The 25345-nt window shown below is 69.1% G+C and carries 22 protein-coding genes, 1 tRNA gene and 4 pseudogenes; 14 read left to right on the top strand and 13 right to left on the bottom strand.

Annotated elements, in window-relative coordinates:
- Nucleotides 1-257: 257 nt before the first annotated feature.
- From K3554_RS04945 to K3554_RS04925, 5 genes and pseudogenes are all read left to right on the top strand, one after another.
- Nucleotides 258-788: pseudogene (locus K3554_RS04945) on the top strand (recombinase family protein); the annotation flags it as partial.
- A gap of 227 nt (nucleotides 789-1015) precedes the next feature.
- The gene (locus tag K3554_RS04940; protein ID WP_259944307.1) at nucleotides 1016-1516 is read left to right on the top strand and encodes a recombinase family protein; all 501 of its coding nucleotides are present in this window, start codon (nucleotides 1016-1018) and stop codon (nucleotides 1514-1516) included.
- Between the two features lie 56 nt (nucleotides 1517-1572).
- A complete protein-coding gene (locus K3554_RS04935; protein ID WP_259944301.1) occupies nucleotides 1573-2202 on the top strand; it encodes a hypothetical protein in 630 nt (209 codons plus the stop codon).
- Nucleotides 2199-3773, top strand: a complete 1575-nt coding sequence (locus K3554_RS04930; RefSeq protein WP_259944296.1) for an Eco57I restriction-modification methylase domain-containing protein — start codon at nucleotides 2199-2201, stop codon at nucleotides 3771-3773. Before K3554_RS04935 ends, K3554_RS04930 begins: the two co-directional genes overlap by 4 nt.
- Entirely contained in the window at nucleotides 3770-6355 is a 2586-nt protein-coding gene (locus K3554_RS04925; protein WP_259944287.1) for a DEAD/DEAH box helicase family protein, read from the top strand. Before K3554_RS04930 ends, K3554_RS04925 begins: the two co-directional genes overlap by 4 nt.
- A 40-nt stretch (nucleotides 6356-6395) precedes the next feature.
- On the opposite strand, the pseudogene K3554_RS04920 reads toward K3554_RS04925, so the two are convergent.
- Nucleotides 6396-6536 (bottom strand): annotated as a pseudogene (locus K3554_RS04920) (IS110 family transposase); the annotation flags it as partial.
- Between K3554_RS04920 and K3554_RS04915 the strand changes: the two are divergent.
- Together K3554_RS04915 and K3554_RS04910 are read left to right on the top strand one after the other, a co-directional pair.
- Nucleotides 6530-6814, top strand: a pseudogene (locus K3554_RS04915) (transposase); the annotation flags it as partial. The pseudogenes K3554_RS04920 and K3554_RS04915 sit on opposite strands and share 7 nt — an antisense overlap.
- Nucleotides 6815-6859: 45 nt before the next feature.
- Nucleotides 6860-7819: a GIY-YIG nuclease family protein gene (locus K3554_RS04910; RefSeq protein ID WP_259944281.1), complete on the top strand. Its 960-nt coding sequence runs from the start codon at nucleotides 6860-6862 to the stop codon at nucleotides 7817-7819.
- A 107-nt stretch (nucleotides 7820-7926) separates the two neighbouring features.
- Here K3554_RS04910 and K3554_RS04905 read toward each other — a convergent pair whose 3' ends face one another.
- On the bottom strand, nucleotides 7927-13092 hold the full coding sequence (locus K3554_RS04905; RefSeq protein WP_259944267.1) for a RecQ family ATP-dependent DNA helicase: 5166 nt from the start codon (nucleotides 13090-13092) through the stop codon (nucleotides 7927-7929).
- Between the two features lie 159 nt (nucleotides 13093-13251).
- Between K3554_RS04905 and K3554_RS04900 the strand changes: the two are divergent.
- A pseudogene (locus K3554_RS04900) lies at nucleotides 13252-14028 on the top strand (IS5 family transposase); the annotation flags it as partial.
- A 183-nt stretch (nucleotides 14029-14211) separates the two neighbouring features.
- On the opposite strand, the gene K3554_RS04895 reads toward K3554_RS04900, so the two are convergent.
- The 4 genes from K3554_RS04895 to K3554_RS04880 form a co-directional block, all read right to left on the bottom strand.
- A tRNA-Thr gene (locus K3554_RS04895) sits at nucleotides 14212-14284 on the bottom strand.
- 90 nt (nucleotides 14285-14374) lie between these two features.
- Complete coding sequence (locus K3554_RS04890) at nucleotides 14375-15985, bottom strand: heme biosynthesis protein HemY (protein WP_259944260.1); 1611 nt, start codon at nucleotides 15983-15985, stop codon at nucleotides 14375-14377.
- A gap of 6 nt (nucleotides 15986-15991) precedes the next feature.
- Entirely contained in the window at nucleotides 15992-17683 is a 1692-nt protein-coding gene (locus K3554_RS04885; RefSeq protein WP_259944257.1) for a COG4223 family protein, read from the bottom strand.
- 63 nt (nucleotides 17684-17746) lie between these two features.
- On the bottom strand, nucleotides 17747-18412 hold the full coding sequence (locus K3554_RS04880) for a uroporphyrinogen-III synthase (protein WP_259944253.1): 666 nt from the start codon (nucleotides 18410-18412) through the stop codon (nucleotides 17747-17749).
- Nucleotides 18413-18440: 28 nt separating this feature from the next.
- Here K3554_RS04880 and tsaD point away from each other — a divergent pair, with 28 nt between their 5' ends.
- The 6 genes from tsaD to pyrF all read left to right on the top strand — a co-directional run bounded on the left by tsaD (nucleotide 18441) and on the right by pyrF (nucleotide 22280).
- On the top strand, nucleotides 18441-19496 hold the full coding sequence (gene tsaD, locus K3554_RS04875) for a tRNA (adenosine(37)-N6)-threonylcarbamoyltransferase complex transferase subunit TsaD (protein ID WP_259944244.1): 1056 nt from the start codon (nucleotides 18441-18443) through the stop codon (nucleotides 19494-19496).
- The gene (locus K3554_RS04870) at nucleotides 19493-20443 is read left to right on the top strand and encodes an NAD(P)H-dependent glycerol-3-phosphate dehydrogenase (protein WP_259944241.1); all 951 of its coding nucleotides are present in this window, start codon (nucleotides 19493-19495) and stop codon (nucleotides 20441-20443) included. Before tsaD ends, K3554_RS04870 begins: the two co-directional genes overlap by 4 nt.
- Nucleotides 20444-20448: 5 nt before the next feature.
- The gene (locus tag K3554_RS04865; RefSeq protein WP_259944236.1) at nucleotides 20449-20727 is read left to right on the top strand and encodes a YciI family protein; all 279 of its coding nucleotides are present in this window, start codon (nucleotides 20449-20451) and stop codon (nucleotides 20725-20727) included.
- On the top strand, nucleotides 20724-21149 hold the full coding sequence (locus K3554_RS04860) for an EVE domain-containing protein (RefSeq protein WP_259944233.1): 426 nt from the start codon (nucleotides 20724-20726) through the stop codon (nucleotides 21147-21149). Before K3554_RS04865 ends, K3554_RS04860 begins: the two co-directional genes overlap by 4 nt.
- A gap of 113 nt (nucleotides 21150-21262) precedes the next feature.
- Nucleotides 21263-21445 (top strand): hypothetical protein, encoded by a 183-nt coding sequence (locus K3554_RS04855; RefSeq protein WP_259944225.1) that lies wholly within the window; start codon nucleotides 21263-21265, stop codon nucleotides 21443-21445.
- A gap of 106 nt (nucleotides 21446-21551) precedes the next feature.
- Nucleotides 21552-22280, top strand: coding sequence for an orotidine-5'-phosphate decarboxylase (gene pyrF / locus K3554_RS04850; RefSeq protein WP_259944219.1), 729 nt, complete (start codon nucleotides 21552-21554; stop codon nucleotides 22278-22280).
- On the opposite strand, the gene K3554_RS04845 is transcribed toward pyrF, so the two are convergent.
- The 7 genes from K3554_RS04845 to K3554_RS04815 all read right to left on the bottom strand — a co-directional run bounded on the left by K3554_RS04845 (nucleotide 22277) and on the right by K3554_RS04815 (nucleotide 25262).
- Nucleotides 22277-22693, bottom strand: a complete 417-nt coding sequence (locus K3554_RS04845; RefSeq protein ID WP_259944216.1) for a hypothetical protein — start codon at nucleotides 22691-22693, stop codon at nucleotides 22277-22279. The genes pyrF and K3554_RS04845 overlap by 4 nt on opposite strands.
- Before the next feature lie 85 nt (nucleotides 22694-22778).
- Nucleotides 22779-22985 (bottom strand): hypothetical protein, encoded by a 207-nt coding sequence (locus tag K3554_RS04840; RefSeq protein ID WP_259944215.1) that lies wholly within the window; start codon nucleotides 22983-22985, stop codon nucleotides 22779-22781.
- The gene (locus tag K3554_RS04835) at nucleotides 22982-23257 is read right to left on the bottom strand and encodes a hypothetical protein (RefSeq protein WP_259944212.1); all 276 of its coding nucleotides are present in this window, start codon (nucleotides 23255-23257) and stop codon (nucleotides 22982-22984) included. Before K3554_RS04835 ends, K3554_RS04840 begins: the two co-directional genes overlap by 4 nt.
- Nucleotides 23258-23320: 63 nt before the next feature.
- Entirely contained in the window at nucleotides 23321-23608 is a 288-nt protein-coding gene (locus tag K3554_RS04830; RefSeq protein ID WP_259944211.1) for a hypothetical protein, read from the bottom strand.
- The gene (locus K3554_RS04825; RefSeq protein WP_259944204.1) at nucleotides 23605-24504 is read right to left on the bottom strand and encodes an SPFH domain-containing protein; all 900 of its coding nucleotides are present in this window, start codon (nucleotides 24502-24504) and stop codon (nucleotides 23605-23607) included. The genes K3554_RS04830 and K3554_RS04825 overlap by 4 nt, the downstream gene beginning before the upstream one ends.
- Nucleotides 24505-24561: 57 nt before the next feature.
- Complete coding sequence (locus tag K3554_RS04820) at nucleotides 24562-24867, bottom strand: hypothetical protein (RefSeq protein ID WP_259944199.1); 306 nt, start codon at nucleotides 24865-24867, stop codon at nucleotides 24562-24564.
- A 65-nt stretch (nucleotides 24868-24932) separates the two neighbouring features.
- Nucleotides 24933-25262, bottom strand: coding sequence for a hypothetical protein (locus K3554_RS04815; protein WP_259944195.1), 330 nt, complete (start codon nucleotides 25260-25262; stop codon nucleotides 24933-24935).
- Between the last annotated feature and the right edge of the window lie 83 nt (nucleotides 25263-25345).

The following is a 25345-nucleotide window of genomic DNA, read 5'->3' as shown; positions in this document are numbered from 1 at the left end:
GCTCTCGCATACTTTCTACATAAATGTTGCGCGTATGCAAGAACAAGGGTGTGACTGAAAATCTCGGATAGATAAGGCGCATTACGCCGGAATTCGGCTCTAGGCGGCGCGAGCGTCGCCGCGCTTACCTAGACAGCTATCCGCCACAAACGGTCGTTTCCGAGAGAAGGGAGCCGCCGGCCACCCGGAGGCCGCGATCCTCACCTTCGGGTGTCGCGAAACAGCAGGGTGGAGGCGAGTTTCGAGAGGTCTCCCCCATGCTCGTCGGCTACGCCCGCGTCTCCACCCAGGATCAGCGCCCCGCCCTGCAGCTAGATGCCCTCGAGGCGGCGGGCCGCGAGCGGGTGTTCACCCAGAAGGCCTCCGGCGCGCAGCGCGAGCGGCCCCAGCTCGCGGCCACCCTCGAGTACATGCGCCGGGGCGATACCCTCGTGGTCTGGAAGCTCGACCCCCTCGCCCGCTCGGTGCGCCAGCTGATCGAGACCGTGGAAGGGCTCGAGGCCCGGGGCGTGGGCTTCCGCTCGCTCACCGAAAGCATCGACACCACCACCCCGGGCGGGCGGCTCGTGCTCCACGTGTTCAGGGCGCTGGCCGAGTTCGAGCGCTCTGTCATCCGCGAGCGCACCCGGGCGGGGCTCGAGGCGGCGCGGGCGAGGGGCCGCGTGGGCGGGCGGCCGCGATCCTTGAGCGACGAGGACCTGCGGATGGCCCGCGACCTCCTGCGCGACCCCGATCTCACCGTGGCCGCGGTGGCCCGCCAGCTCGGCGTGTCCCTCGCCACGCTCTACCGGCATATACCGGGGGGGGCGGAGCACCTTGGATGCGCGCAGTGGTGCGGCACCATAGTTCCGGGAAGCGCACCCCAACGCAGCACCGCGGTGAAACGCAAGCCCCGTCGCGTTAGGATTGTCGGAAGACTTTCGCAACGCTAACGGGGGTGCACCTAGAACCTATCGCAACGCCTCTGCCACGCTACGGCTACGCCAGAGTCAGCCCGACCGACAAAGACCTTACCATGCAGCGCGAGGCACTGGAGGCTGTGGGCTGCGTCGTGATCCGCGAGGAGAAGGCGTCGGGGTCAAACCGACAAGGTCGCGCGGAGCTACGCACGGTGCTCGACTTCGTGACCGAAGGCGACGAGCTGGTCGTCACGCGCGTAGACCGGCTCTCACGGAGCATTGAAGACCTCCAAGACGTAGTGCGCGAGCTGAAGGCCAAGGGTCCTGCACTACGGGCCGCCGAGCAACCGATCGACACCTCGACTGCTGCGGGCAAGGCGTTTTTCGACATGCTGGAAGTGTTCGCGGAGTTCGAAACCAACCTGCGCCGGGAGCGGCAGATGGAAGGGATCGCGAAAGCCAAGGCGAAGGGCGTGTACAAGGGACGCAAACCTTTTGTAGACCCGACGAAAGTCCGCGGGATGCGCGACAGTGGTATGCGGCCAAGTCAGATCGCGCGGGAGCTGAAAGTGGCAAGGACGACCGTGTGGCGAGCACTCGCCAAGACCGAAGCATGAAGGCGCGTGGATCATCGTCGACAGCCTCGGCAGCGCTCATCAGATCGAAGAAGCGCGTGGCCGATCATGGCGAGGTGTTTACGCCGCCTTGGCTGGCCGAGCAGATGCTCGATCTCGTTGCGGGGGAGACGGAGCGGATCGATTCACGTTTTCTGGAACCGGCCTGTGGGAGCGGAAACTTCCTCGTACCGGTCCTTCAGCGTAAGCTGGCTGCTGTCGAAGCGAAGTTCAGTCGATCTGCGTTTGAGAAATGTCACTACGCGCTGCTTGGCTTGATGTGTTGCTACGGGATCGAGCTGCTGGAGGACAACATCGCCGAGTGTCGGGCGAACATGCTGGAGGTGTTCGCGAGCTACCTCGTGCTCGCCCCGACGGACGACCTGTATCGCGCCGCGTTCTTCGTGCTCTCCCTGAACCTCGTCCACGGCGATGCGATGACGATGAAGGGTGTCGACGGCGAACCGATCGAGGTCGTGGAATGGGGGTATCTCGGCCGTGGTAAGTTCCAGCGGCGTGACTTCCGTCTCGATGTGCTAACGAGCATGGCCGGCCTCTCGGCGGAGGGATCGCTGTTCTCCCAGCTTGGCAAGCACGAAGTTTTCAAGCCTTTGAAGACATATCCACCTATGACCGTCCGCGATCTCGCCGGGGGTAATCGGAGTAGCGCGCTCGGAAAAGCTATATGACCGAACAAGCTGGGTTCACGCTGCGCGGGGCCAACCCGGACGTCTTGTCCTGCATCGCCAACCTTTCCAACGACGAGGTCTTCACACCGCCCGAGTTCGCCAATCGGATGCTCGACACGCTGGCGGAGGCTTGGGCTGCGGGCAACGAAGGGGCGAATATCTGGGCTGACAGCTCGGTCCGGTTCCTGGATCCGTTCACCAAGTCGGGGGTGTTCCTCCGCGAGATCACGAAGCGGCTCCAGGACGGTCTGAAAGATGAGATCCCCGATCTACAGCAGCGTGTCGATCACATCCTGACCAAGCAGGTGTTCGGTATCGGGATTACACAGTTGACCGCCCTTCTCGCGCGCCGGAGCCTCTACTGCTCCAAGCACGCCAGCGGCGAGCATTCGATTGCCAACGGCTTTTCGGACGATGCCGGCAACATCTGGTTCGAGCGCGCCGAGCACACTTGGGTCAACGACAAGTGCAAGTACTGCGGTGCCAGCAAGGGAACGCTCGACCGCGGCGAGGAGGCCGAGACCCATGCCTATACCTTCATCCACACCGACGACATCAAGGCCCGGGTCGCCGAGATGTTTGGAAACGATATGCAGTTCGACGTGATTATTGGGAACCCGCCATATCAACTTGCTGACGCGAGTAAATCAGCAAGTGCTACTCCAATATACCATAAGTTCGTTCAACAAGCACAGTCTCTTGACCCGGCATATCTCGTGATGGTCACGCCGTCACGATGGTTTGTAGGAGGGAAAGGCTTGGACGAGTTTCGGAAGAAAATGCTTTCAGATCGAAGACTGAGAAAGATTGTCGACTATATTGTCGAGCGGGACGCATTCCCAAGTGTTAACTTAAATGGTGGAGTCAGCTACTTTCTCTGGGACAGGGACAGCAAGGGAGACTGTGATGTTTTGACAATTGAGCGAGGAGGTGTCGAGAGGCCATCCGTCTCTCGCCCATTGGATGAGTTCGATGTCTTCGTTAGAAGAAACGAGGCGGTGTCGATACTCCGCAAAGTTTGTGCGTTTGGGGAGGGAAGCTTCGGACAGCATGTCTCCGCTCGTAAACCATTTGGACTTCCAACAAACTTTTACGGAGCAAGGGGAAAGTCTGCGACAAAGTCGATAAAGCTACATTCCTCAGGTAAAATCACTTGGGTTTCTCGATCAGAAATTCCTGCGAGAAAAGACTGGATCAATTGCTGGAAGGTTTTTGTGGGGAGGGCAACAGATGGTAATGAAACCTACCCTCTACCCATTTGGGACAAGCGCGGTCCTATAATTGCAGGCCCAGGAGAAGCTTGTACGGAAACGTATCTAGTTGCGTCCACTCATGACAGTAAAAAGTCCGCCATAGCATCAGCCAATTATATGCGCACGAAGTTCTTTCGTTTCCTTGTTTCTCTGAGAAAAATCACTCAAGACAACAAGGCAGATGTTTTTACTTTTGTGCCGGACATTGCTGAGCAAGAGGATTGGAATGATGACAAGTTGTTCAAGCGGTACGGTCTGACCACTGAAGAGACGGATTTTATTGATGAGATGATACGGACGATGGAGTTTTCAGGATGAGTAGGTCCGTTGACGACATCCTCGCACCCAAGCCCGAGGCCCGACTTCGGATCTACGCTTGGACCCCGAACGACCCACCGCTAGCCTACGAGGGGCTGATCAAGGTCGGTCAGACGACCAAGACGGACGTCAACGACCGCATCCGTGAATCCCAAGGTCAGATGCAGCAGGCCTACACGCTTCATGTGGACGGCCCCGCCGAGCGCGAAGACGGCACGACGTTCCGCGACGACGATGTGCGGCGGCGAATGGTAGAGAAGGGCTTCGACAACGTCGTAGTCGGTAGCGCGCGCGAATGGATGCGCGCGAAACCGGACGACGTGAAGACCGCGATCGCCGAGTTGCGGAGCGGCTTGCGCCTGAGCGGCACGCACCACGAAACTTTTCGAATGCGCGACGAGCAAGCGCGCGCCGTCGAGCAGACCTATAACTACTATCAGTCCCGCTGGGAGCAGGACGCCGATGCCGTCCCGCGCTTCTTATGGAACGCAAAGATGCGGTTCGGGAAGACTTTCACCGCCTACCAGCTCGCCAAGAGGATGGGTGCAAAGCGCGTCCTCGTCGTGACCTTCAAGCCTGCCGTCGAGGATGCCTGGCGGACGGACCTGGAAGCCCATGTCGACTTCGACGGCTGGCAGTACCTCTCCCGCAGCTCCGGGCGCGATCCGACCCAAATTGAAGCGGATAGGCCCGTCGTCTACTTCGGCTCGTTCCAAGACCTCCTCGGTCGTGAGGCGACCGGCGCCATCAAGGCTAGGAACGAGTGGCTTCACACGATCAACTGGGACCTCGTCGTCTTCGACGAGTACCATTTCGGCGCTTGGCGCGAGACAGCCAAGGAGCTGTTCGAGGGCGAGGACGACCTGGTCGCTAAGAGGGAGGAGAAGGCCGAGTACGGCGACGGGCTAAGCCAGGTGAACGAGGATATCGGCGAGCTGTCCGAGAGTGAGGCCGAATTCCTGCCCATCACCACGCGCGCCTACCTCTACCTCTCCGGCACACCGTTCAAGGCGCTGGCGACCGGCGAGTTCATTGAAGAGCAGATCTTCAACTGGACTTACACCGACGAGCAGCGGGCCAAGGAAGCGTTCGCGGCCAGCCATCCAGGCGAGCGCAACCCCTACGGCGCGCTGCCGCAGATGCGTTTGCTAACCTACCAGATGCCGGACGAACTGCTGGCCGTCGCCAGCGCAGGGGAGTTCGACGAGTTCGACCTTAATGCGTTCTTCGCTGCTTCCGGCACGGGCGAGGAAGCGTCGTTCGAGCAGAAGGACGACGTCCAAAAGTGGCTCGACATCATTCGCGGTCAGAACGTGCCGCAGTCGGTCGCTAGCTTGAAGACCGGGACGCGGCCGCCCTTCCCTTACTCGGACGTTCGCCTACTCCCGTACCTTCAGCATTCCTTCTGGTTCCTTCCCAACGTCGCTGCGTGCCACGCAATGGCCAACCTCCTGGCGGAACGCCAGAACACATTCTGGCACGACTACGAGGTGATCGTCGCAGCCGGTGCCGAGGCAGGAGTGGGTCTGGAAGCGCTGCCGCCGGTCCGCAAAGCGATCGGTGCCGGGTTCGAGACGAAGAGCATCACTCTCTCCTGTGGGAAGCTGACGACTGGCGTGACCGTGGCGCAGTGGTCCTCGATCCTGATGTTGCGAAACCTAAAGTCGCCGGAGACCTACTTTCAGGCGGCTTTCCGGGTGCAGTCCCCATGGTCAATCAAAAACCCCAATGGCGACGACCCGAACGCAGAAGAGATCCTTAAGCCGATATGCTTCGTCTTCGACTTCGCGCCGACGCGGGCGCTGCGGCAGCTATCTGAGTACGGCATCGGCCTCTCACCAAGCGATCCGAACCCGGAGAATGCCGTGCGCGAACTGGTCTCGTTCCTGCCAGTGCTGGCCTATGACGGGGCCAACATGACGCAGATCGATGCCGGCGGCATCCTCGACATCGCCATGGCCGGTACGTCGGCCACGCTGCTCGCCCGCAAGTGGGAGTCGGCGCTGTTGGTGAACGTCGACAACGACACCCTACGCCGCGTGTTCGACAACGAGGAGGCTATGGCGGCCGTCGAGCGTATCGAGGGGTGGCGGGCCCTGGGCGACAACGTCATCGAGACGATTATTAGCAAGAGCGAGAAGGTCAAAGATCTCAAAAAGAAGGCGAAGGACGGATCCCTCAGCGCTAGGGAGAAGAAGGAGCTGACGGCGGAGGAGAAAGAGTACAAGTCGAAGCGCAAGCTCGTCCAGGAGAAGCTGGTCAAGTTCGCCACCCGCATCCCGGCCTTCATGTACCTGACCGACTTCCGCGAGAACACGCTTCAGGACGTCATTACGAAGCTGGAGCCAGACCTGTTCAGGACTGTCACGGGGCTATCCGTCGCGGACTTCCATCTGCTCGTGCGCTTGAAGGTGTTCAATACGGAGCGCATGAACGAGGCCGTCTTCGCCTTCCGGCGCTACGAGGACGCCTCGCTGCGCTATACGGGCATCGAGAGCCACGAAGGGCTATCGCATTACGGGCTCTACGACACGGTTGTGGATCGGCCTGCGGCAGAAACTGAAATCCGGGCGGCAGAATAATGGAAGCCCGCAACCGCACGATTGAGGAGCGGTTCGGCTGGATCGTGGAGGGCGTCGGGAAGGCTTCGAGAAAGGCCAGAAACCAGTCGCTGCGAGAATTGCCGCGGAACCGCTCGGCCTCGGGAAGATAAAGCGGCAGGTAATGGGTAAGCAACCGATGCCACAGCTCGGTCTTCGCCCGGAAGCCCATGGGAGAACGGCTACAACGAGTCGTTCAACGGCAAGCTGCGTGACGAGCTGCTGAATCGGGAGGTGTTCTACACCCTTGCCTAGGCCCGCATCCTGATCGGCGCGTGGCGCCGTACCCACAACACCGTGCGCCCCCGCTTGGCGCTCGGATACCGGCCACCGGCGCCAAAAACACTTGCTCCATCAAAAGCTGAAGCGCCATGAGTGCCATCCGGCTCCGCTGCGCTCCGCATCCCGTCACCTATGGCGCAGGAGGGCCTCATGACCTAACATTGCAACCGGACCACCTAATGGGGGCCAGTGACGAGTGGCGAGATGATGGATGAAACGTCGACCATGATCCCGACCATTTGGCTCCGTTCCTTCTTTGGGTTTGATCCGGCAGAGGACGGCTACTGCGGCTGGACGAAGGAGGCCGCGCGCCAGAACATGCTGGGCAAGGCCTCCCCCGGCGACCTGTTCCTAATTTACGGGACCGATACTACCGACACCCGTCCGGACCAACGCCGCCAAGCGCTCGGCCTGCTGCAAGTCGACCCCATCGCGATCATGGACCGCGACAAGTGCTCTCCTCAGGCGCTGCACCGCAAGGCCGAGCATGGCTGGGCCGAGAAGTGGACCTTCGCGATCCCCGTTCGGCGTGCTTGGCGGATCGATCGCCAGATCGACATACGCTACGTCGCCCCTGAAACGTACCGGCCCGAACGGGCTCGTGCGATCGCCGCTTGGAGCGAGCCGCTGGCTTCTGCCGACGTCGACCGTCTTCTCCAGTTACCAGTAACCGAGCTCCCTGTTTGGGGCGAACCGCCCCTCCCCGCCACCGCGCTGAACGATGCACCGCTGCGCGAGCACTTCATCCCCTCGCGCGGCGTTCCGCTAGCTTTCGGATCGGTCTCGTCGGATCGGCGGGATGGGGAGCATAGGCTCTACGTCGCAACCTTTGATGGCGATGCGCGCATGCTGCTCGGCCCCCGTGCCGGGCTGAAGCACGACGCCGTTCTGGTGAAGGTCGGCATGACCAACGACCCCAAGCGGCGCTTGACGGAACTGAACGCCGGCTTCCCGCCATCGGCGACCGCACGATGGAAGATAGAGGTCACCTCGGCCCCCTACCCCGACGGCGCGTCCGCCCTCAATGCGGAGACGGACCTGAAGGCGCGTTTGGCGAAGCGTGAGACTTCCCAAGGCGGCGAGTTCTTCACAGGTAAGCAGGACGACGTACTCGCCGTCTTCTATGGCGTGCCCGGCGTCGCGCGGTCGACGATCACGGTCTGATGGTCTCCATCAACTCGTCCGTCGCACAACTAGCCATCTGTCGCACATACCGGCGTTTTCGGACACATGGCTACGGTCGACTTCGGGTACTCGAGAAAGGGGGCCGATCATCCAGCCTCCAAAGACGACGACCTGCCGTCGCGCGTGACTGCGTACGCGTCGAAGGTGATTTCCGGCAGGACAGTTTCCCAAGCGTCGCGCCGGATCGCATCCTGGTACTGTGCCTCGTTGTCGACTTTGCGCCATCGCACGATGGCGCCGACGGTGGCTTGGGCGATCCCCGCGCCCTCGGGCGGTACCCAGATCCGGGCCATGCGGCCGAGCAGCCGACCCTTCGCATCGAGGATCTGCCAGCGATCGTCGCGATGCTGCAGCCGGAGCGCATCGCCGATGCGGGCTTCCGTCACGGCGGCGTGGAGCGGATGGCCATCACGCAGTCGACCTGCATAGGACAGATCGACCGCCCTCAGTGCGGGCATCTGGTAGGTTCGCTCGGCCGTCGCCGGCTCTGCCGTCTCAGTCGCCGCTTTCCGAGGTAGCAGTCCCTCCACCCCGTCGAGGAACCTATGCGGCCCCGAGGTGGTCGCTGCGAGCGTCCGGCGCGCGCGGGTCATCGCGACGTAGAACAGGCGGCGGGGGGCGTCGGCGTCCTCGCTCTTCGACGTCTTGTGCCAACCGCCGTCGAGCACAACGACGTGGTCGAACTGGAGGCCCTTGGCTCGGTGGGCGGTGGTGAGTAGCAGGCCGCGCTGCTCGCCGCGTGTGTCGCGGGCCCATTCGGCGAGCCACTCAACCACGTCCGGGGCTGGCATGGCAGCCGTGCCCAGTTCGCGGGCGAGGTCCGCAATGCCCTCGGCCAGAAGGTCGATCCAGCGGCTGGGCGGCTGCGCATTCAGCCGGTCGAGCAGGTCCTGCACGGTCAGCATCGCGCCCCGGTCCTTTCGCAGCTCCTCGACCAACGCCTGCGTCTCGCGCAGACGCCAGACGGGCGGCAGCTCCTCGTTGGCCATCTCCACCTTGATGCCCAGCGTCTCCGCGTGGGCGCGGGCCGGGGCCAAGCGCTTCCACTCGCGCGCGATGATCGCGCAACGGTCCCAGCGGAAGTCGGGGTCGAGCCGCGACAGGCGCACCAGTTCCTCCACCGCGGCGACAGCGTGGGCGGTGGCGTCCGGCGGACAGTCGAGCCGCTGCACGCGGCCCTGGCCCACCGGATCGACCTCAGCCATGGCCCCACCGGGCGGGTCCTTCGCGCGGGCCGCGTTCACGGTGATCGCGTGGTCGACCTTCATGCGTCCCGGCGCGCCCGCGATCACAGCGTTGGACGCAGCCACGATGGCGCCGGTCGAGCGGTAGTTTTCGACGAGGAAGGACGGCCGCGCGCGGTAGTCCGCCTCGAAGCGGCGGATGTAATCGACCGAGGCGCCTGCGAAGGCGTAGATGTTCTGGTCGTCGTCGCCCACGGCGAAGAGGCTCAGCTTGCGGTCCGGGTCCTCCAGGGAGCGGCCAGCGACGGCGGCGATGAGCGCGTATTCCTCGGGCCCGATGTCTTGGTACTCGTCCACCAAAATCCAGCGGTAGCCCTCCATCAGCGCGTCGCGCTGCGCCTCGGCCTCAGTGCGGCTCAACCCCTCGCCTTCGAGCAAGTGCACCGCGTCCATCACGACCTTGTCGAAGTCGCCCGTCTCCGCCCCCTCACCCGCGAAGCTCGCACCGACAAGCCGCATGGCGAGCGAATGACAGGTCGAGACCGTCACGCCGCGGGCGTCGTCGCCGATCAGATGGCGGAGGCGGGCGCGGATCTCGGCCGCCGCGTGGCGGTTATAGCTAAGCACGAGGATGCCGCGCGGGTCCTCGCGGCGCACGCGCAGCAGGTAGGCGATGCGGTGGACCAGCACACGCGTCTTACCGGAGCCGGGGCCGGCCAGGACCAGCACGTTGGTCTGCTCGCGATCGTCTGCGACGATCTCCTGCTGGATGCGGTTGCCCAACGCTTCAACGATTGTCTTGTAGGACGCGCTGGTCGTACGCCGCCGCAGCTCCGGACCGCGGCCAGGCAGCCAGTGCTTGAGGAAGGCGTCGCGCTCCATCGCGAAATAGTCGGCCGACAGCCGCGCCGCCTCGCCCATGTCGCCCAGCCCCCGCTCCGCATAGGCGGCCATGACATGGGTCTGGATGGTCTGCTCCTCGTAGTGCTCCTCTAGGGGGCGGAAGTGCTCCTGGGTGAAGCCTTGGCGGCGGGTCTCGGGGTTGACGTGGACGGTGATTGCGGGCCGGAAGACCGTGAGTCCCTTGCCCAACGTCACGACGCCCTGCTCGTGCAGCCAGAGCAGGGTGCGGCCCATCAGCTTTCCTAAGTCGCGCACGCCAGAGGCCTTCAGCAGCGCATCCCCGTTCAGCGCAGCAAGCATGTCGCCGTAGGTCGTCTCGACTTGAAGGTCCTTGCCCCGCGCGCCCTGGTCGAGCTTGCCCGTCAGGTGCGCCAGAAGAAGCTCCGCCGCCTGGCGGCGCAGCGCGGCGGTCCGCTCGAGCACGTCCCAGGAACGCAGCAGATGCACGCTCAGCACGTTGCGCGACGCCTTTCGCAGGCGCAGGTTACCGGTGCCCCCGTCCTCGTCGCGCCCATCGCGGACCATACCGCGTAGGAGTTTTTCGATCACGTCGGGGCGTGCACCCACATGGCCTCCGTCCCGCAGCTGCTGGCAGGCCTCAGCCAGATGCAGCGGTAGGCCCTCCGTCCCCGCATCCGGCGCCGCCTCGCGCATGGCGGTGAGCAGCGCCATCTCCAGAGCCGAAGCGGCACCGAGGCGGACGATCGAGCGGTCCTCCACGGCGACATGCACGAAGACCGTCACGGCCATGTCGTTGCGCGCTAGCCCCAGCGTCTCCAAGTCCGACATCGCCTTCGCGAGTTTGCTTGGCGTCAGCCCGCTCGCGCCGCTCAGCTCGTCGGTGCTGACACCTTGGTCGGGCGGCGCATTCATCAAGTGGCGCACGATGCCGAGCAGCGCCTTGCGCCGCGCCCCCGTCAGCCCGGCCGCGCCGAGCGACCGTTCCGCTTCCTCGATGGAACGGACGAGCAGCGAGGAGGGGAAGACCTGGACGCGATTCTCCTCACGAGAGACGAGCTTCGCCTCCTCCAGCCAGGAGACGGCTGTTTTGACCCGCGTGTCGTCGGTCGCCTCATCACGCACGAACTCCCGGTCAGTCTCGGCGCGGACGATCTCGCCGGAGGTGGCCACGACCGTGCCGGAGCGCCGGGTCCGGTCGTCGATGCCCCTGAGCGCCCGCAGGATCGCACCGATCTCGTGGCGCGCTAGACGCGAACGGGCGGTAAGCGAGAACTGCCGCTCCACGTCGTCCCTGGAGTAGAGCAACACGCAATTGGCGGGATCGCGGTCACGCCCTGCCCGGCCCGCCTCCTGGAGGTAGTTCTCCAGCGAGCCCGGGATGTCGGCATGGACCACCAGCCGCACGTCCGGCTTGTCGACCCCCATCCCGAAGGCGTTCGTCGCCGCGATCACGCGCAGCTCGCCTACGCGGAATGCCTCCTGCACCTGGGTCTTCTCCTCCGGCGTCATCCCCGCGTGGAAGTGCGCCGCCGCCATTCCGCGCTCAGTGAGGAAGGCCGCGACCCGCTCCGTCTCGCCGCGGGTGGAGCAGTAGACCACGGCACCCGAGGCCCCCTCGGCGGGCAGCCCCGCCTCGACGGCGTCGAGGATGTCGGCAAGCTTCGTCGCCTTCCCCGTCTCGCGCACGTCGAAACTGAGATTCGTCCGGCTTGCTCCACCATCGAGCAGCGTCAGGTCTACGCCCAGCCGGCTCTGGAAGTGATCGCGGATGTCGCGGATCACATCGGGCTTCGCTGTGGCCGTCAGGCAGATCACCGGCGCGGGGTTCTCGTCGCCCGAGAACTCGCGGATGAAGCGGCCGACATAGCGGTAATCGGGCCGGAAGTCGTGACCCCACTTCGATACGCAATGCGCCTCGTCCAGCACCCAGAGCCCGACCTCGCGCTGCTTGAGCACCGAGCGGACGGAAACCGAGCGCAGCTGCTCCGGCGAGATGATCAGCATCGCCGCCTCGCCCAGCCGCACGCGGTCTAGCGCCTCCTGCCGTTCCGGCATGGACAGCATCCCGTTGACGGTGACGGCCGAGCTGATGCCCGCCCGTTCCATCCCCGCGACCTGGTCGGCCATCAGCGCGACCAGTGGCGAGATCACCACCGTCAGCGCGCCGGTCCGGTCGAACTTCGAGAGCGCGGGAATCTGGTAGCAGACGGACTTGCCTGTCCCCGTCGGAAGGATCCCAAGAAGGCTGCGCCCCCTGAGCCCGTCATCGACAATCCGCTCCTGCAACGGTCGGCCGGTCTCATCCGCGGGCTCCGGGCGGAAGGCGGGAAAGCCGAACCAGCGGGAGAGCGCCGCGACGGGGTTGGCAGTCTCCCGGCACCAGGCGCAGGCGGGGTCGCTGCAGGAGGTGTCGCGCAACTGGCGGACCAATCGCGCCGCCTCCGGGAACTGCATCCGCACCCACGGCGGCATGACCGAGTCCCCGCCCGCGACCCGGATCCAGGACAGCGCATAAGCGAGCGGCCAGCCGCGCTCGGTGTCCTCCATCTGGGAACCGACCGACGTTACAACCGGCATGCAGGCCCGGCCGACCAGAAGACGCTCAACGGCATCGGCCGCGGCGGCGATGGATGGGCGTGCGGCGCCCCGAACTTCGCGGAACACCGCATCGAAGCCCCCTGCCCGATCGCCAAGCGTACAAAGGAAATGGTAGGCCGCGACCGCGTCCGGATCCTCGGCGGCCATAGCCCGCAACGCCTCGATCTGGTTCTCAAGCACCTCGAAGACCAGCCGCGCGTCGCGCTCCGGGTCGTTGACGGCGCCCGAAAGGAGCCGCCCATCCTGATAGTGCTTCACCAACCGGTGGTAGGGATTGCGCGGGAAGGCCAGCGGGTTGAGCCACAGCGTGTCGATCGGCGCGTCGGCCAGTGCGTATAGCCGCGGCCGCGCGGCGGTCAGGTGCGCGAGGTCGTGCCGCAGAACGTTGTGGCCGATCAGATGTGCGGCCGTGGCGGCTTGCTCCTCCAGCCGGTCCAGTGCCTCATCGAGGCGCCCGCGCCGCGAGACCAGAGCGGGTGCGTCACCGCCTCCGACAGCCGCGAGCGCGAAGACCTGCGCCGTCGAGGGATCGACTTCGAGATCGACCGATAAGCACCGGCCGAGCAACCCTGTTTCACTGGCCTGGTAATGGTCGACCCCGTCCATATGCATGACAGTGCACCGAACATCGATCCGAGACAAAACCGCGTTGGTCCCGTGGAATGTTGAAGGCCGGCCATTGGGCCGATTTGCCTATCACGCGCGCTATGCGCGAAACGTTCTATCCCAGTTCGGGAAGCCCATTCGGCGGGCAATGCCCAGGTGATCCAAGCCTACCTGATTATGAATGTTTTGTTCGGACTGCCGCTGCGCCTGGCGACGGGCTTCGCGGCGAGCCTACTGAAGCTGGCGGGGCTCGACTGGCCGGTGCCGGACTTCTCGACGCTCTGCCGGCGGCAGAAGAAGTTGGCATTGCAACTGCCCTACCGGGGCTCGGGCGGGCCGCTGCACCTGCTTGTGGACAGCACGGGCATCAAGGTCCGGGGCGAGGGCGAGGGCGAGGGCGAATGGCACGCCGCAGGCATGTTGGAGTTGAGCGGCGCGTCTGGCGCAAGGTTCACCTCGCTATCGATGAGCCGACCTCAGAATTCGAGCGGGGGAGATCACTGGGAGCGACGCCGTTGGCGCGCCCATGCTGCTGAGCCTGCTCGATCAGATCCCCGAAAGCGAGCCGATCGCACCCGTCACCGCCGACGGAGCCCATGAGGGTCGCGCTTGCTGCGATGCCATCGCGGATCGGGGCGCTGACTCGATCATCCCACCGGGCCGCAATGCCAAACCATGTAAGAGGACAACCCCAGGGCGGAGGCGAGGAACGAGGCCCTGCGTGCCATCAAGCGTCTCGGTCGGACGATCTGGCGCCGCTGGGGTGGCTGCCGCAGCCGAAGTCGCGTCGAAACCAAGATGAGCTACGTCAAGCATCTGGGGAAGAGGCTCGCTGCCCGCGATTTCGACCGTCAGACCGCCGAGCTCCAGATCCGCATCGCCATTCCTAACCGCTTCACTGCCCTGGGCATCGCCGCCACGCAGCCGGTCGACTGACATCAGGCGGGGAGAGGGGATCACCGGCATTCAAACGCTTCGTACAACAGCGCCTATCACAACAAGAGAGGGCGCGACGCATACTGCCTTACCGGGATTCGAGCAGGTGGATGGAAAGGTGGATGGGATCTGACGAACAGTCACAATTATCAGTACTTACATGGGCTTAGACTGATAAGGCGGTGCCGCTGAAGGGACTCGAACCCCCGACCCCATCATTACGAATGACGTGCTCTACCAGCTGAGCTACAGCGGCCCGCGCGGGCGCTCTAGCAGAGGGTCCGGAGGCGTTCCAGCCCCAATCCGGCAGGACGCGTGGCAGGCGGCGCGGGCCGCCCGCCGCCGCTCACATGCGCGCGGTGCCGGCCGTGGTCGGGGTCTCGTCCTGCGGCGCGGGGGGGCTGTCTCCCGCGGGCAGGGTGTCGAAGCCGTCCGCGGTGGCGTGGGTCGTCGAGGCGGGGGTCGAAGTGCCGTGGACCTCGCGGCTCGACGCGGGCTGGGCCTCGGGGGCCACGAGGGGCGTGACGTCGTGCGGCGCGTGATCCTCGCGCAGGGCCGGCACGCCGGGCTCCGACGCAGGACCGTCCACCAGGAGGGGCAGCACGTCGGTCGGCAGGGCCGAGACCGAGGCCTCGGCGCGGCGCGGCTCGGTCCAGTCGAGCGTGTCGAACGCCTCGCAGGAGGTGCAGACCGGCACCCAGTCGCCGTGCACCGTGCCGCAGTTCGTGCAGACCCACTGCGGCCCGCGCGAGGCGCCCAGGGCCTTGGCGAGCCAGCCCCGCACCACGGCCTCGGAGGCGCCCTCGCCCCGCTCCACGGCGGCCATCAGGGACAGCGAGCGCGCGGTGGGGTGCGTCTCGGGCAGGCGGCCCAGGGCGCGGCGGGCGCCGGGGAAGTCCTCGGCGGCGAGGTGCAGCTCGGTCTCCAGCATGCGCGCCTCGGGCGCGTCGGGGTCGAGCTTGAGGAGCGGGCCGAAGCGGCGGATGCGCTCCTGCGGGGTCTCGTTGGGCTCGATCCCGGCGAAGGCCGCGGCGAGGTCGGGGTGGTGCAGCTTGGCCCACGCCGCCTTGATCGCCTTCGTGGCGCGGCGCTTGTCGCCCGCCTCCACGTGCATGCGCGCGGCCAGCACCGCGGCGGGCACCAGCTCGGGGGACAGGCGGTTGGCCTCCAGCGCCTCGGCGCGGGCCTCCTCGGTCTTGCCCTCGGCGAGGCGCGCACGGGCATCGGCGAGGCTGAGCACGGCCTCGCGGCGCTTGTAGACGTCCTTCGGCAGCGCGCCCGACTTCAGCTTGGCGGTCAGCACGCGGCGCGCGCCCTCCCAGTTGTGGTCGCGCGCCTGCATGGCGAGCAGGGTGTCCTGCGTCTCCACGTGCCGGGGCTTGAGGGCGAAGGCTTTCTCGGCAAGCTTCATCGCCGTGTCGGTGTCGCCCTCCTCGAGCTTGGAGCGCATGAGGCCGCGCACGCCCACGAAGCGGGTGCGGTCGTGGCGCACGAGGCGCTTGTAGGCCTCCACGGCGCGCTCGCGCTCGCCGGCGGCCTCGGCGGCCTGGGCGACCACCACGTCCGTCACCTCGGGGCGCTCCAGGTACTTCTCGGCCTGGCGCGCCTTCGCGGCGGCCTCGCGGGCCTCGCCCGAGGCCAGCGCGATCAGGCTGTCGGACAGGGCCTCGTAGCCCTTGCGCTCGCGGTTGCGCTCGAAGTGGCGCGAGATCGCGGTCTCGTCGCCGTTGATGAAGCGCAGCACCGAGACGAGCAGGCCGACCAGCTTGAACACCAGCCACAGCACGATCAACCCGAGCACGAGGCCGAGCACGACCACGAGCGGGCTGAGCACGTATTCCTGGCCCGCGAAGCTGACCAGCACCTCGCCGGAGACCGACAGCAGCCATTGCACCCCGTAGGCCAGAGCCACGACGACCGCGACGAAGAGCAGGATCTTGAAGAGCGACCAGAGCATGGGGGCTTATCCTTCGAGGAGGTCTTGCAGGGCGCGCTGCGCCGCGAGGCGGGCTCGGGCGCTCGCCGCCCAGTCTTCGAGCGGCGCCCCCACCTCGGGGGGCAGCGTCTCGATCTCGGCCAGCGCGGCGGCGATGTCGCCCTCGCGCAGGGCGGCGCCGGCGCGCGAGAGCACGGCGTCGGCGTCGTCGCCCTCGCGCGGCTCGAGCGAGCGGGCGTTCACGAGCGAGCGGGCGAAGCCGCGCAGGCCCGGCTCGGCGCCGGCGCCGGTCTCGCGCGCCGCGCGCAGGGCCTCGCGCGAGGCGGGGCCGAAGCGGTCGGCCAGGGCGGCGGAGGTGGGCACGCCGCTCTCGGCCACGGCCGCAAGGGCCTCGGGCGGGTCCTCCAGCGTGGCGAGCGGGTCGGCGAAGGGCGTGCCGGTGCGCAGCGAGGTGGAGATCTCGTTGAGCGCCGCGCGGCGGGCCGCGGCGGCGGCCTCCGCCTCGGCCTCGTCGGCGATCGAAGCGAGTTCCTCGGCGCGGCCCTCCAGCGTCTCGACACGCGGCGCGAGGTCGGCACGCAGGGCGTCCACGGCGCCGCCGATCTCGGAGCGCAGCGCCGCGGCGCCCTCCCCTACGGCGGCCTCCGCGGCGTCGACGCGGGCGGCGAGGTCGGACTGTCCGGCCTCCAGCGCGGCGATTTGGTCGCGCACGCCCGCGAGGCTCTCGTCGAGGGTGCCCCGCACAGCGTCCACGTCGGCCTGCAGCGCGGCCACCGCGTCGCGGACGGAGGCGAGGTCGCCCTGCAGCGGCGCCGGATCGAACGCGGGTGCGGCGGGGGCCGCGCCGTCGGCGGCGGCGGGCTGGGGCGCGGACCGCGCCTCGAGCGCGTCGACGCGGGCTGCCAGTGCTTCGATGCGGCCTGCGAGGTCGGCCTGACCGCCCTCCAGCGCCGAGAGGTCCACGACCGCCGCGGCGGGCGCGTCGTCGGGCAGCGCCTCCAGTCCGGCGCGCAGGTCGGCCAGCTCGGTCTCGACCGCGTCCACGCGGGCGACGTCGAAGGCGGGCGCAGGCGCAGACTCGTCCACGGGCAGCCAGGTCGCGGCGGCGTAACCGATCCCGCCGGCGACGATCCCGCCGAGCAGGAGGGGCACGAAGCCCGGGCCGCGGCTCTCGGGCGCCGTGGCGGCGGCGGGAACGGGTGCGGGAACGGCGCGGTCCTCGCGGGGGGCGACGTCGTCGGACGTGCGGTCCTCGCGGGGCGCATCGTCGCCCGCGTCCGCAACGCCCGGTCCGTCGGCGCCGGCGACGCCGTAGTCGAACGGCGGGTCGGACGCGTCGGTGTCGGCGTCGGTGCCTTCACGCGGTCCGTCGGCCTCGGCGGTCGTCGCGTCTTCGTCCGAGGGGGTCATCACGATGCCCTCGCCCTCGGCGGCCACGGGCTCGTCCGGAGCGTCGGTCGTCCCGTCCCCTTCGACCGGCGACGGCTCGGGCGCGGGCGGCACGGCGCCGGTTCCGGCGATGCGCTCGTCGGCGGGATCGGCGTGGGCGGCGGGCAGGTGATCGTCGTCGCGCGCGGCGGGAACGTCCGCGCCGCCCTCCCTGGCCTCGTCCTCGCCGGGCAGGACGACGTCGTTCTCGACCACGACGGCGTCCTCCACCGCGTCGTCCGAAATCTGGGGATCGTCGCCCCCCGTCTTGCCCGTCTTGCGTCGCGCCACGCTGTCGCCTCCCCTTCGCCGCCCCGCGGCATCAACCGAACCTAGTCCGTCCCCCTGCCCCCCTCAACCGGCGATCTCGCGGCGCAGCGCGTCGATCATGGCCGCGCCGTCGGGCCGCGCCGCCACCGCGAGGGGCGGAACCGGCAGCGCACGCGCCACCGCGCCGCTCAGGGCGACGGCCCGCAGGTTCCCCAACGCCCCGCGCGGCCATTCGTTGCCCAGCAGCCGTGCGGAGCGCGGCGAGTACACCGGCGCGAGCACCGGCCCCGCGCGGGCGAGCGCCAATGCTTCCTCCGTCAAGGGCCGTGCGCGGGCTTCGTAGAGCACCGCCTCCGCCACCCGCAGGCCGCGCGCCCGCAGCCGCGCCGCGAGGTCGCCCCGCACGTCGGCCCCGCGCGCGTGGAGCAGCGGAGGGGCGTCCTCCGGGACCATCGCGGCCAGCGCCGCAGCGTCCGCCGCCGTCCCGCGCACGTCCAGTCCCGCGGCGCGGGCGCGCTCGGCGGTACGCGGGCCCACGCACCACGTCGGCAGTCCCCGCGCGCCGCCGCCCTCGGCCCAGGCGTCCACGCCATGCGCGGAGGTGAGCAGCAGGGCCTCGGCCTCGGGCGGAGCGCCTACGGCGACGATCTCCAGGAGCGGCGCGATGATGCAGGGCACGCCCAGCGCCACCGCCACCCGCTCCGAGGCGGGGCGGGGGCGGGTCAGGAGCACGGGCATCCGCATTGTCATGACGCGCACCGGGGCATAGGTCCGGGACGTGGCGCAAGACCTCCTCACCCTCGGGCTCGAAAGCTCCTGCGACGATACCGCCGCCGCCGTGCTGCGGGGGCGCGCGATCCTCTCGAACGTGGTCGTGGGGCAGGACGCGCTCCATGCGGCCTTCGGCGGCGTGGTCCCCGAGATCGCCGCCCGCGCCCATGCCGAGAAGATCGACGTGGCCGTCGAGCGGGCGCTGGACGATGCGGGCGTGATGCTGGGCGAGGTGGACCGCATCGCCGTCACCGCCGGCCCCGGCCTGATCGGCGGCGTGCTGGCCGGCGTGATGTGCGCGCGCGGGCTGGCCGCCGCCGCCGGCGTTCCCCTGGTGGGCGTGAACCACCTCGCCGGCCACGCGCTGACGCCGCGCCTGACCGATGGCGTCGCCTACCCGTTCCTCGTGCTCCTAGTGTCGGGCGGGCACTGCCAGTTCCTGCGCGTCGAGGGGCCCGCGCGCTTCCGGCGCCTCGGCGGCACCATCGACGACGCGCCGGGCGAGGCCTTCGACAAGGTCGCCCGCCTCCTCGGCCTCCCCCAGCCCGGCGGCCCCGCCGTGGAGCGCGAGGCGCAGGGCGGCGACCCGGACGCCTTCGCCCTCCCCCGCCCGCTCCTGGACCGCCCCGGCTGCGACCTCAGCTTCTCGGGCCTAAAGACGGCGGTGCTGCGCGCCCGCGACGCCGCCGTGGCCCGCAACGGTGGCCTGCGCGCGAGCGTGCGCCGCGACCTGTGCGCCGGGTTCCAGGCCGCGGTGCGCGACGTGCTGGCCGAGAAGTCGCGCCGCGCGCTGGAGGCGGCGGGCGAGGTCACCGCCTTCGCGGTGGCGGGCGGCGTCGCGGCCAACGGTGCGATCCGCGCGGCCTTGGAGGCAGTCTCCCCCGTCCCCTTTGTGGCCCCGCCGCTAGCCTTATGCACCGACAACGCCGCCATGATCGCCTTCGCGGGCGCCGAGATGCTGGACGCCGGGCACGCGGGCACCCTGACCGCCCGTCCCCGCTGGCCGCTGGACGCCGAGGCCGCGCCGATGCTCGCGGGCGGCAAGCGCGGGGCCAAGGCGTGAGCGTCGGGGTCGTCGGCGCCGGCGCCTTCGGCGGCGCTCTCGCCATCGCCATCGGGCGCGCGCGGCCCGTCGCCTTGTGGGGCCGCGACGGTGCGGCGATGGAGGCGGCCCGCGCCTCCCGCACCCTCGCCCGCCTGCCGGGCGCCACGCTGCCCGAGGGCGTCGCCGTCACCGCCGACCCGGCCGACCTCGCGGACTGCGACACGCTCTTGCTGGCCGTGCCCACGCAGGCGCTGGCGGCCACGATCGCCGCCCTTCCCCTCGCCCCGCGCCGCGCCGTGGCCGCCTGCAAGGGCGTGGAGCTGGGCACCCTGCGCGGCCCCACCGCCCTCCTGCAGGACCGCTGGCCGGACGCCACCGCCGCGATCCTCTCGGGCCCCTCCTTCGCAGCCGACATCGCCCGCGCCCTGCCCACCGCCCTGGTGCTCGCCACTTCGAACGAGGCGGAGGGCGCTGCGCTCCAGCGCCTGCTCGCGACACCCGCCCTGCGCGTCTATCGCTCCACTGACGTGGCGGGCGTGGAGTTGGGCGGCGCGCTCAAGAACGTGGTTGCGATCGCCTGCGGCGCGGCCATCGGCGCCGGTCTGGGCGAGAGCGCCCGCGCGGCCCTCATGACACGGGGCATGGCCGAGACGGTCCGCCTCGCCACCGCCCTCGGCGCCCGGCCCGAAACCCTGATGGGGCTGAGCGGATTGGGCGACCTCGCCCTGACCTGCGCGAGTCCCCAAAGCCGCAACTTCGCGCTCGGCCTCGCCCTCGGGCGCGGCGAGCCCCTGCCCGGCGCCACCGCCGAGGGCGTGCCGACGGCGGCCGCGGCGCTCGACCTCGGGCGGCGCCACGGGCTCGACCTGCCGATCACCGCCGCCGTCCATGCCCTGACCACCGGGCGCCTCGGCGTCGCCGAGGCGATCGACGCCCTCCTTTCCCGCGACCTGACCCACGAGTGAGACCCATGCTCCACGCCCTGATCTGCACCGACAAGCCCGACCACCTGCTCGTGCGCCAGAGCAACCGCGAGGCCCATCTCGACCACCTGAACGCCGATCCGCACGTCGTGCAGGCCGGCCCGTTCGTGAACGCCGCCGGCGAGATGTGCGGCTCGCTGATCCTGTTCGACACCCCCGACCGCACCCACGTCGAGGCCTTCGCCGCCGCCGACCCCTACGCCAAGGCCGGGCTGTTCGAGGCCGTGCGCATTGAGGCGTGGAACCGGGTGGTGAACCGCGGGTGAGCCGCTGGCTCTTCAAGTCCGAACCCGAGACCTGGTCGTGGGACGACCAGCGCGCGCGGGGCGAGGCCGGCGAGCCGTGGGACGGGGTGCGCAACTTCGCGGCCCGCAACCACATGCGGGCCATGCGCCGGGGCGATCTGGGGTTCTTCTACCACAGCGGCAAGGCGCGCGAGATCGTCGGGATCGTGGAAGTGGTGCGCGAGAGCTTTCCCGACCCTACGGCGGACGACCCGCGCTGGGACTGCGTGGCGATCCGGGCGGTGGAACCGCTGACCGCCCCTGTGCCGCTCGCCCGCATCCGCGAGACGCCGGCGCTCGCCGGGATGGCGCTGATCCGCCAGAGCCGCCTGTCGGTGCAGCCCGTGGCGGACGCGGAATGGGAAACAATTCTGTCGGTAGCCCGCGCACTCACGGAATCGTGACTGGACGATTTCATGCATGGTTACGGGATGTTGGTGCCTTCGGGGCCAAGTTCCCCGCAAGGGGCGCCGAACGGATCGACTCGGCCGGCGTTTCCTTCGCGGAGGTACTGCCGATGCCCACACGCCTGATCCGAATCGCCCAGGTCCGCTACGACGCGCTCGACGAGGCGTTCCACGGGTTGGCGATCCGCAGCGGACCGGACGGCACGGTGCTGCGCTCGCCCGTCCGCGTCGCAGGCCCGCCCTTCTGGGATCACAGCCGCGCCGAGAGCGCGCTGCGCGACGCCGCGCTCTGATCGGACGGCGGCGGCCGGCGGCGGGGCGGGTGCCATACGGGCGCCCCTCACCTTGACCCCCGGTCTTCGGCGCGAGAAGGCGGCCCCATCCCAACGGAGCCGCGCCATGACCCCCGAACCCGCCATGCCCCCCACCGCCACGCTCGCCGACGACCGCCTGATCGTCGCCCTCGACCTGCCAGACGCGCTGGCCGGCCTGGAGATGGCGGGGCGCCTCGGTGACGCGGTGTCGTTCTACAAGATCGGGTTGGGCATGCTGACGGGCGGCGGGCTGGCACTGGCCAACGAGCTGCGCGACGAGCACGGCAAGCGCATCTTCCTCGACCTGAAGCTGTTCGACATCGGCGTCACCGTGGAGGCGGCGGTGCGCGGGCTGGCGCGCTTCGGGCACGACTTCCTGACGGTGCACGGCGACCCGCACGTGGTCCGTGCCGCGGCGCAGACCAAGGGCGACACCAAGATCCTGGCCGTGACGGTGCTGACCTCGCTCGACCGCGCGGACCTGGATGCCGCGCAGATCGAGGCGGGCACGATCCCCGACCTCGTGGCGACCCGCGCCATGCGGGCCTTCGAGGCGGGGGCGGACGGGGTGATCGCCTCGCCGCAGGAAGCGGCCATGATCCGCGCCCTGCCCGAGGCGGCGGGCCGGCTGATCGTCACCCCCGGCGTGCGGCCCGAAGGCTCGGCCATGGGCGACCAGAAGCGCACGGAGACGCCCGCCCGGGCGATCCGGGCGGGCGCCGATCACGTGGTGGTGGGCCGGCCCGTGCACGCGGCCGCGGACCCGAGGGCCGTGGCCGAGGCGATCGTGGCCGGCCTGCCGCCGCGCGCCTAGTTCTCGACGGGCACCACCGGAACGGTGGTCACGACGGTGTCGTCGCCCGCCTCTTGGCCGGCGACGGTGCCCTCGACCACGGTGGCGTCCGTGCCCTCGACGGTGATGTCGGGATCGGTGGCGACCACCTCGGGCGTGGCATCGGGAACCAGCGCGGCCTCCTCGGCGCCGAACGGCCAGAACAGCAGGAGCAGCAGGATCACGGCGGCGGCCACGGCGACCCAGACCCACGGCGAGGTGCCGCGACGCGTCTCGTGGGTCGTCGTGCGCGTGGTGGTGGTGCCGTGATCGGCACGGGTCGCGGCGGTGCGCTCGTCGTGGACCGGCTGGCCCTCGTGCAGCGTGCCGGCGGGGCGGGGATCGGTCGGCGAGACGCGGTTGCCGGCGCGGGGCGGGGTGTTGTCGACGGCCATGGGGATGCCTCCTCGGGGACAGGGGTATGGAGACTAAACGGCTGGGTTCAGGGGGAAAGTTCCCCGGCGTCCACTCCGTCGGCGCCTAGTCGCCTGCGCCCACCGCCGCGCCCTCGTCCACGAGCACCGCCCCCGGCGGCGCGAGGTCGTCGCCGACGCGGCCCTCGGGCTCGGCCAGGAAGCCGAACATTGCGACGGCCAGCAGCACGATCACGCCCACGCCGATCCAGATCGCGGCGCCGCCGCGGCGCGAACTCTCGGGCGGGCGGACGGGTTTCAGGGGCTCGTTCATTGGTCCACCGCCTCCGCGGCGGGATCGTTGGGCGCCACCTCCTCGCCGCCGATCACCAGCTCCTCGACGGTGGTGGTGGCGAGACCCTGCACGTCGTCCGCGGCAGGGCCGTCGATGGTGGGGGCCACCAGGAAGGTCGCGGCGAGGTACCACAGCACGAGGCCCGCGATCACGATCGGCACGCCGATCAGCGCGTAGCGGGTGGCCGAGGCGCGCACGGAGTGCTCGCGGTGGCGCGGCAGGGCGTCGGTTCGTTTGGCGGCTCGGGCCATGGCGGATCTCCTCGCGTGGGTTGCCCGGCAAACGGCCCCGCGCGCCCGAGGGTTCCGAGACCGTCAGTCGTTCACGTCGTCCTCGAAGGTCTCGGCGCGGCCCGGCGCGCCCAGCACGGCGCGCAGGCCGAGCCACGCGACGAGGGACAGGGCCGCGAAGGCCACGAGCAGCAGCGCCCCGCCGGCGCCGCCCGCGAGCGGCAGCGCGGCGCCGAGCAGGCCCGACAGGAGGCCGAGCGCGACGAGCCCCGCCCCGATCGCGAAGCCCAGCGCCACGTGGCCCGGCACCAGCACCTCCACAACCAGCAGCGCCACGGCGCCCAGTGCCCAGACCCACCAGAGCCCGATCACGTCTTGCGCCCCCGCAGCATCGCGAAGGCCTCGCCGAAGGCGTCGAGCGCGGCGGCGGGCACCACCACGGTCTGCTTGCCCTCGCCCCCGCCCAGCGCCACCAGCGCCTCGACCTGCTTCAGCGCCACTTGGTACTGCGCCGCCTCCAGCCCGTGATCGGCGATGGCGCGGGCCACGACCTCGGTGGCGTAGGCCTCGGCGTCGGCGCTGACGCGACGGGCCTCGGCCTCGCGCTCGGCGGCATAGAGCTGCGCGTCGGCGGCCAGCTCCACGGCGCGCTTGCGACCCTCGGCCTCGGTGACCTGCGCGCGCCGCGCCCGCTCGGCGTTGAGCTGCTGGAGCATGGCGTCGCGCGTGGCCTGGTCGAGGTTCACGTCGAGCACCTCGGCGCGCGTCACCTCGATCCCCCAGTCGTCCACCGCATCCTCGACCTGCGCCTTGATTTTTCCGATCAGCTCGGCGCGGTTCGACTGCACCTCGTCCAGCTCCATCATGCCGATCTCGGCGCGCACGATGCCGGCCACGGTGGTGGCGATGGCGCCGTCCACGTCGCGGATGCGGTACACGGTCTTCTCGGGGTGGAGGATGCGGTAGAAGACGGAGGTCTCCACGTTCACCAGCACGTTGTCGCGGGTGATCGCGTCCTGCTCGGAGTTCGGGAGCTGCCGCTCGAGGATCGAGACCTTGTGGCGCACGCGGTCGAGGAACGGCACGATCAGGTTGATGCCCGGCCCCAACACCGAGCGCAGGCGGCCGAAGCGCTCCACCACGTACTTCTCGGACTGCGGCACGATCCGAACGCCCAGAAGCAGGCACAGGATCACGAAGACCGCGACCGCGATCAGCACCACGTTGGCACCGGCGAACGCCGCCAACTCCGTCTCGAACGATTCCATCGCGCGCTCTCCTGCAGCCCTGCCCGTAGGTAAGCGCAGGGCGGAGCGGGTGGAAGGCTACTCGGTCACGACGACGGCGTCGGGCTCGCCCGCCTCGTCGCCCAAGCCGCCGAACACGAGGAACAGCAGCGCCACGAGGATCACGGCGCCGAGCACCATCCAGAGCTTGCGGCCCTGCCCCGGCGCGGGTGCCTCGACCGCGGCATGGGCGCCGCTGGAGGGGCTTTCGGTGACGTGGTGCGGCTGCGCCTCGGCGTCGGCGGCGCGGCGCGCCTCGGGCGAGAGCGTGGGGTCGCGGCGCGCGTCGCCCCCGCGTTCGGCGTCGGTCTCGGGGCGGTAGGTGTCGTCGTGCTCGCGGGTCATGGGGCGGTCCTCCTCGGGAAGGGGAACGCGCGCCGGATGCGCGCGTTCCGCCGGCCTGCCCGGCCCTAGTTGCCGGTGACGGCCTCCGCGCCGCCCTCGACGGCACCGCCCACGGCGGCCGCGCCGCCTTCGACGGCATCGCCCACGGCCTCACCGGCGCCCTCGACGTTGACGGTCACGCCGCCCGCGTCGCCGCCGCCGTCCGCGCTGTCGAAGCCGATGCCCAGCAGCCAGAAGATCAGCACCGCGGCGAGCACGCCGCCGACGATGAGCCAGAGCGCCGACGAGCCGCCGCTGCCGCCGCGCGTGCTCTCGACATGGGTGGTGTGGACGGTGCTTGGCGGCGGCGTGGCACCGGTGGTGGTGGTCGTGGTGGTGTGGTCGCGATCGGCCATGGTGGCCTCCTTGGAGTGGTGTGCGGGAGCGGAACGTCCCTCCCCCTCCCCCCGTTCCGAATCCCCCCCTCCCCGGTGTAGGC

It is taken from the genome of Jannaschia sp. W003 (genome assembly GCF_025144335.1).
Taxonomy (GTDB): Bacteria; Pseudomonadota; Alphaproteobacteria; order Rhodobacterales; family Rhodobacteraceae; genus Jannaschia.
This window is presented reverse-complemented; position numbering and strand designations above follow the sequence as displayed.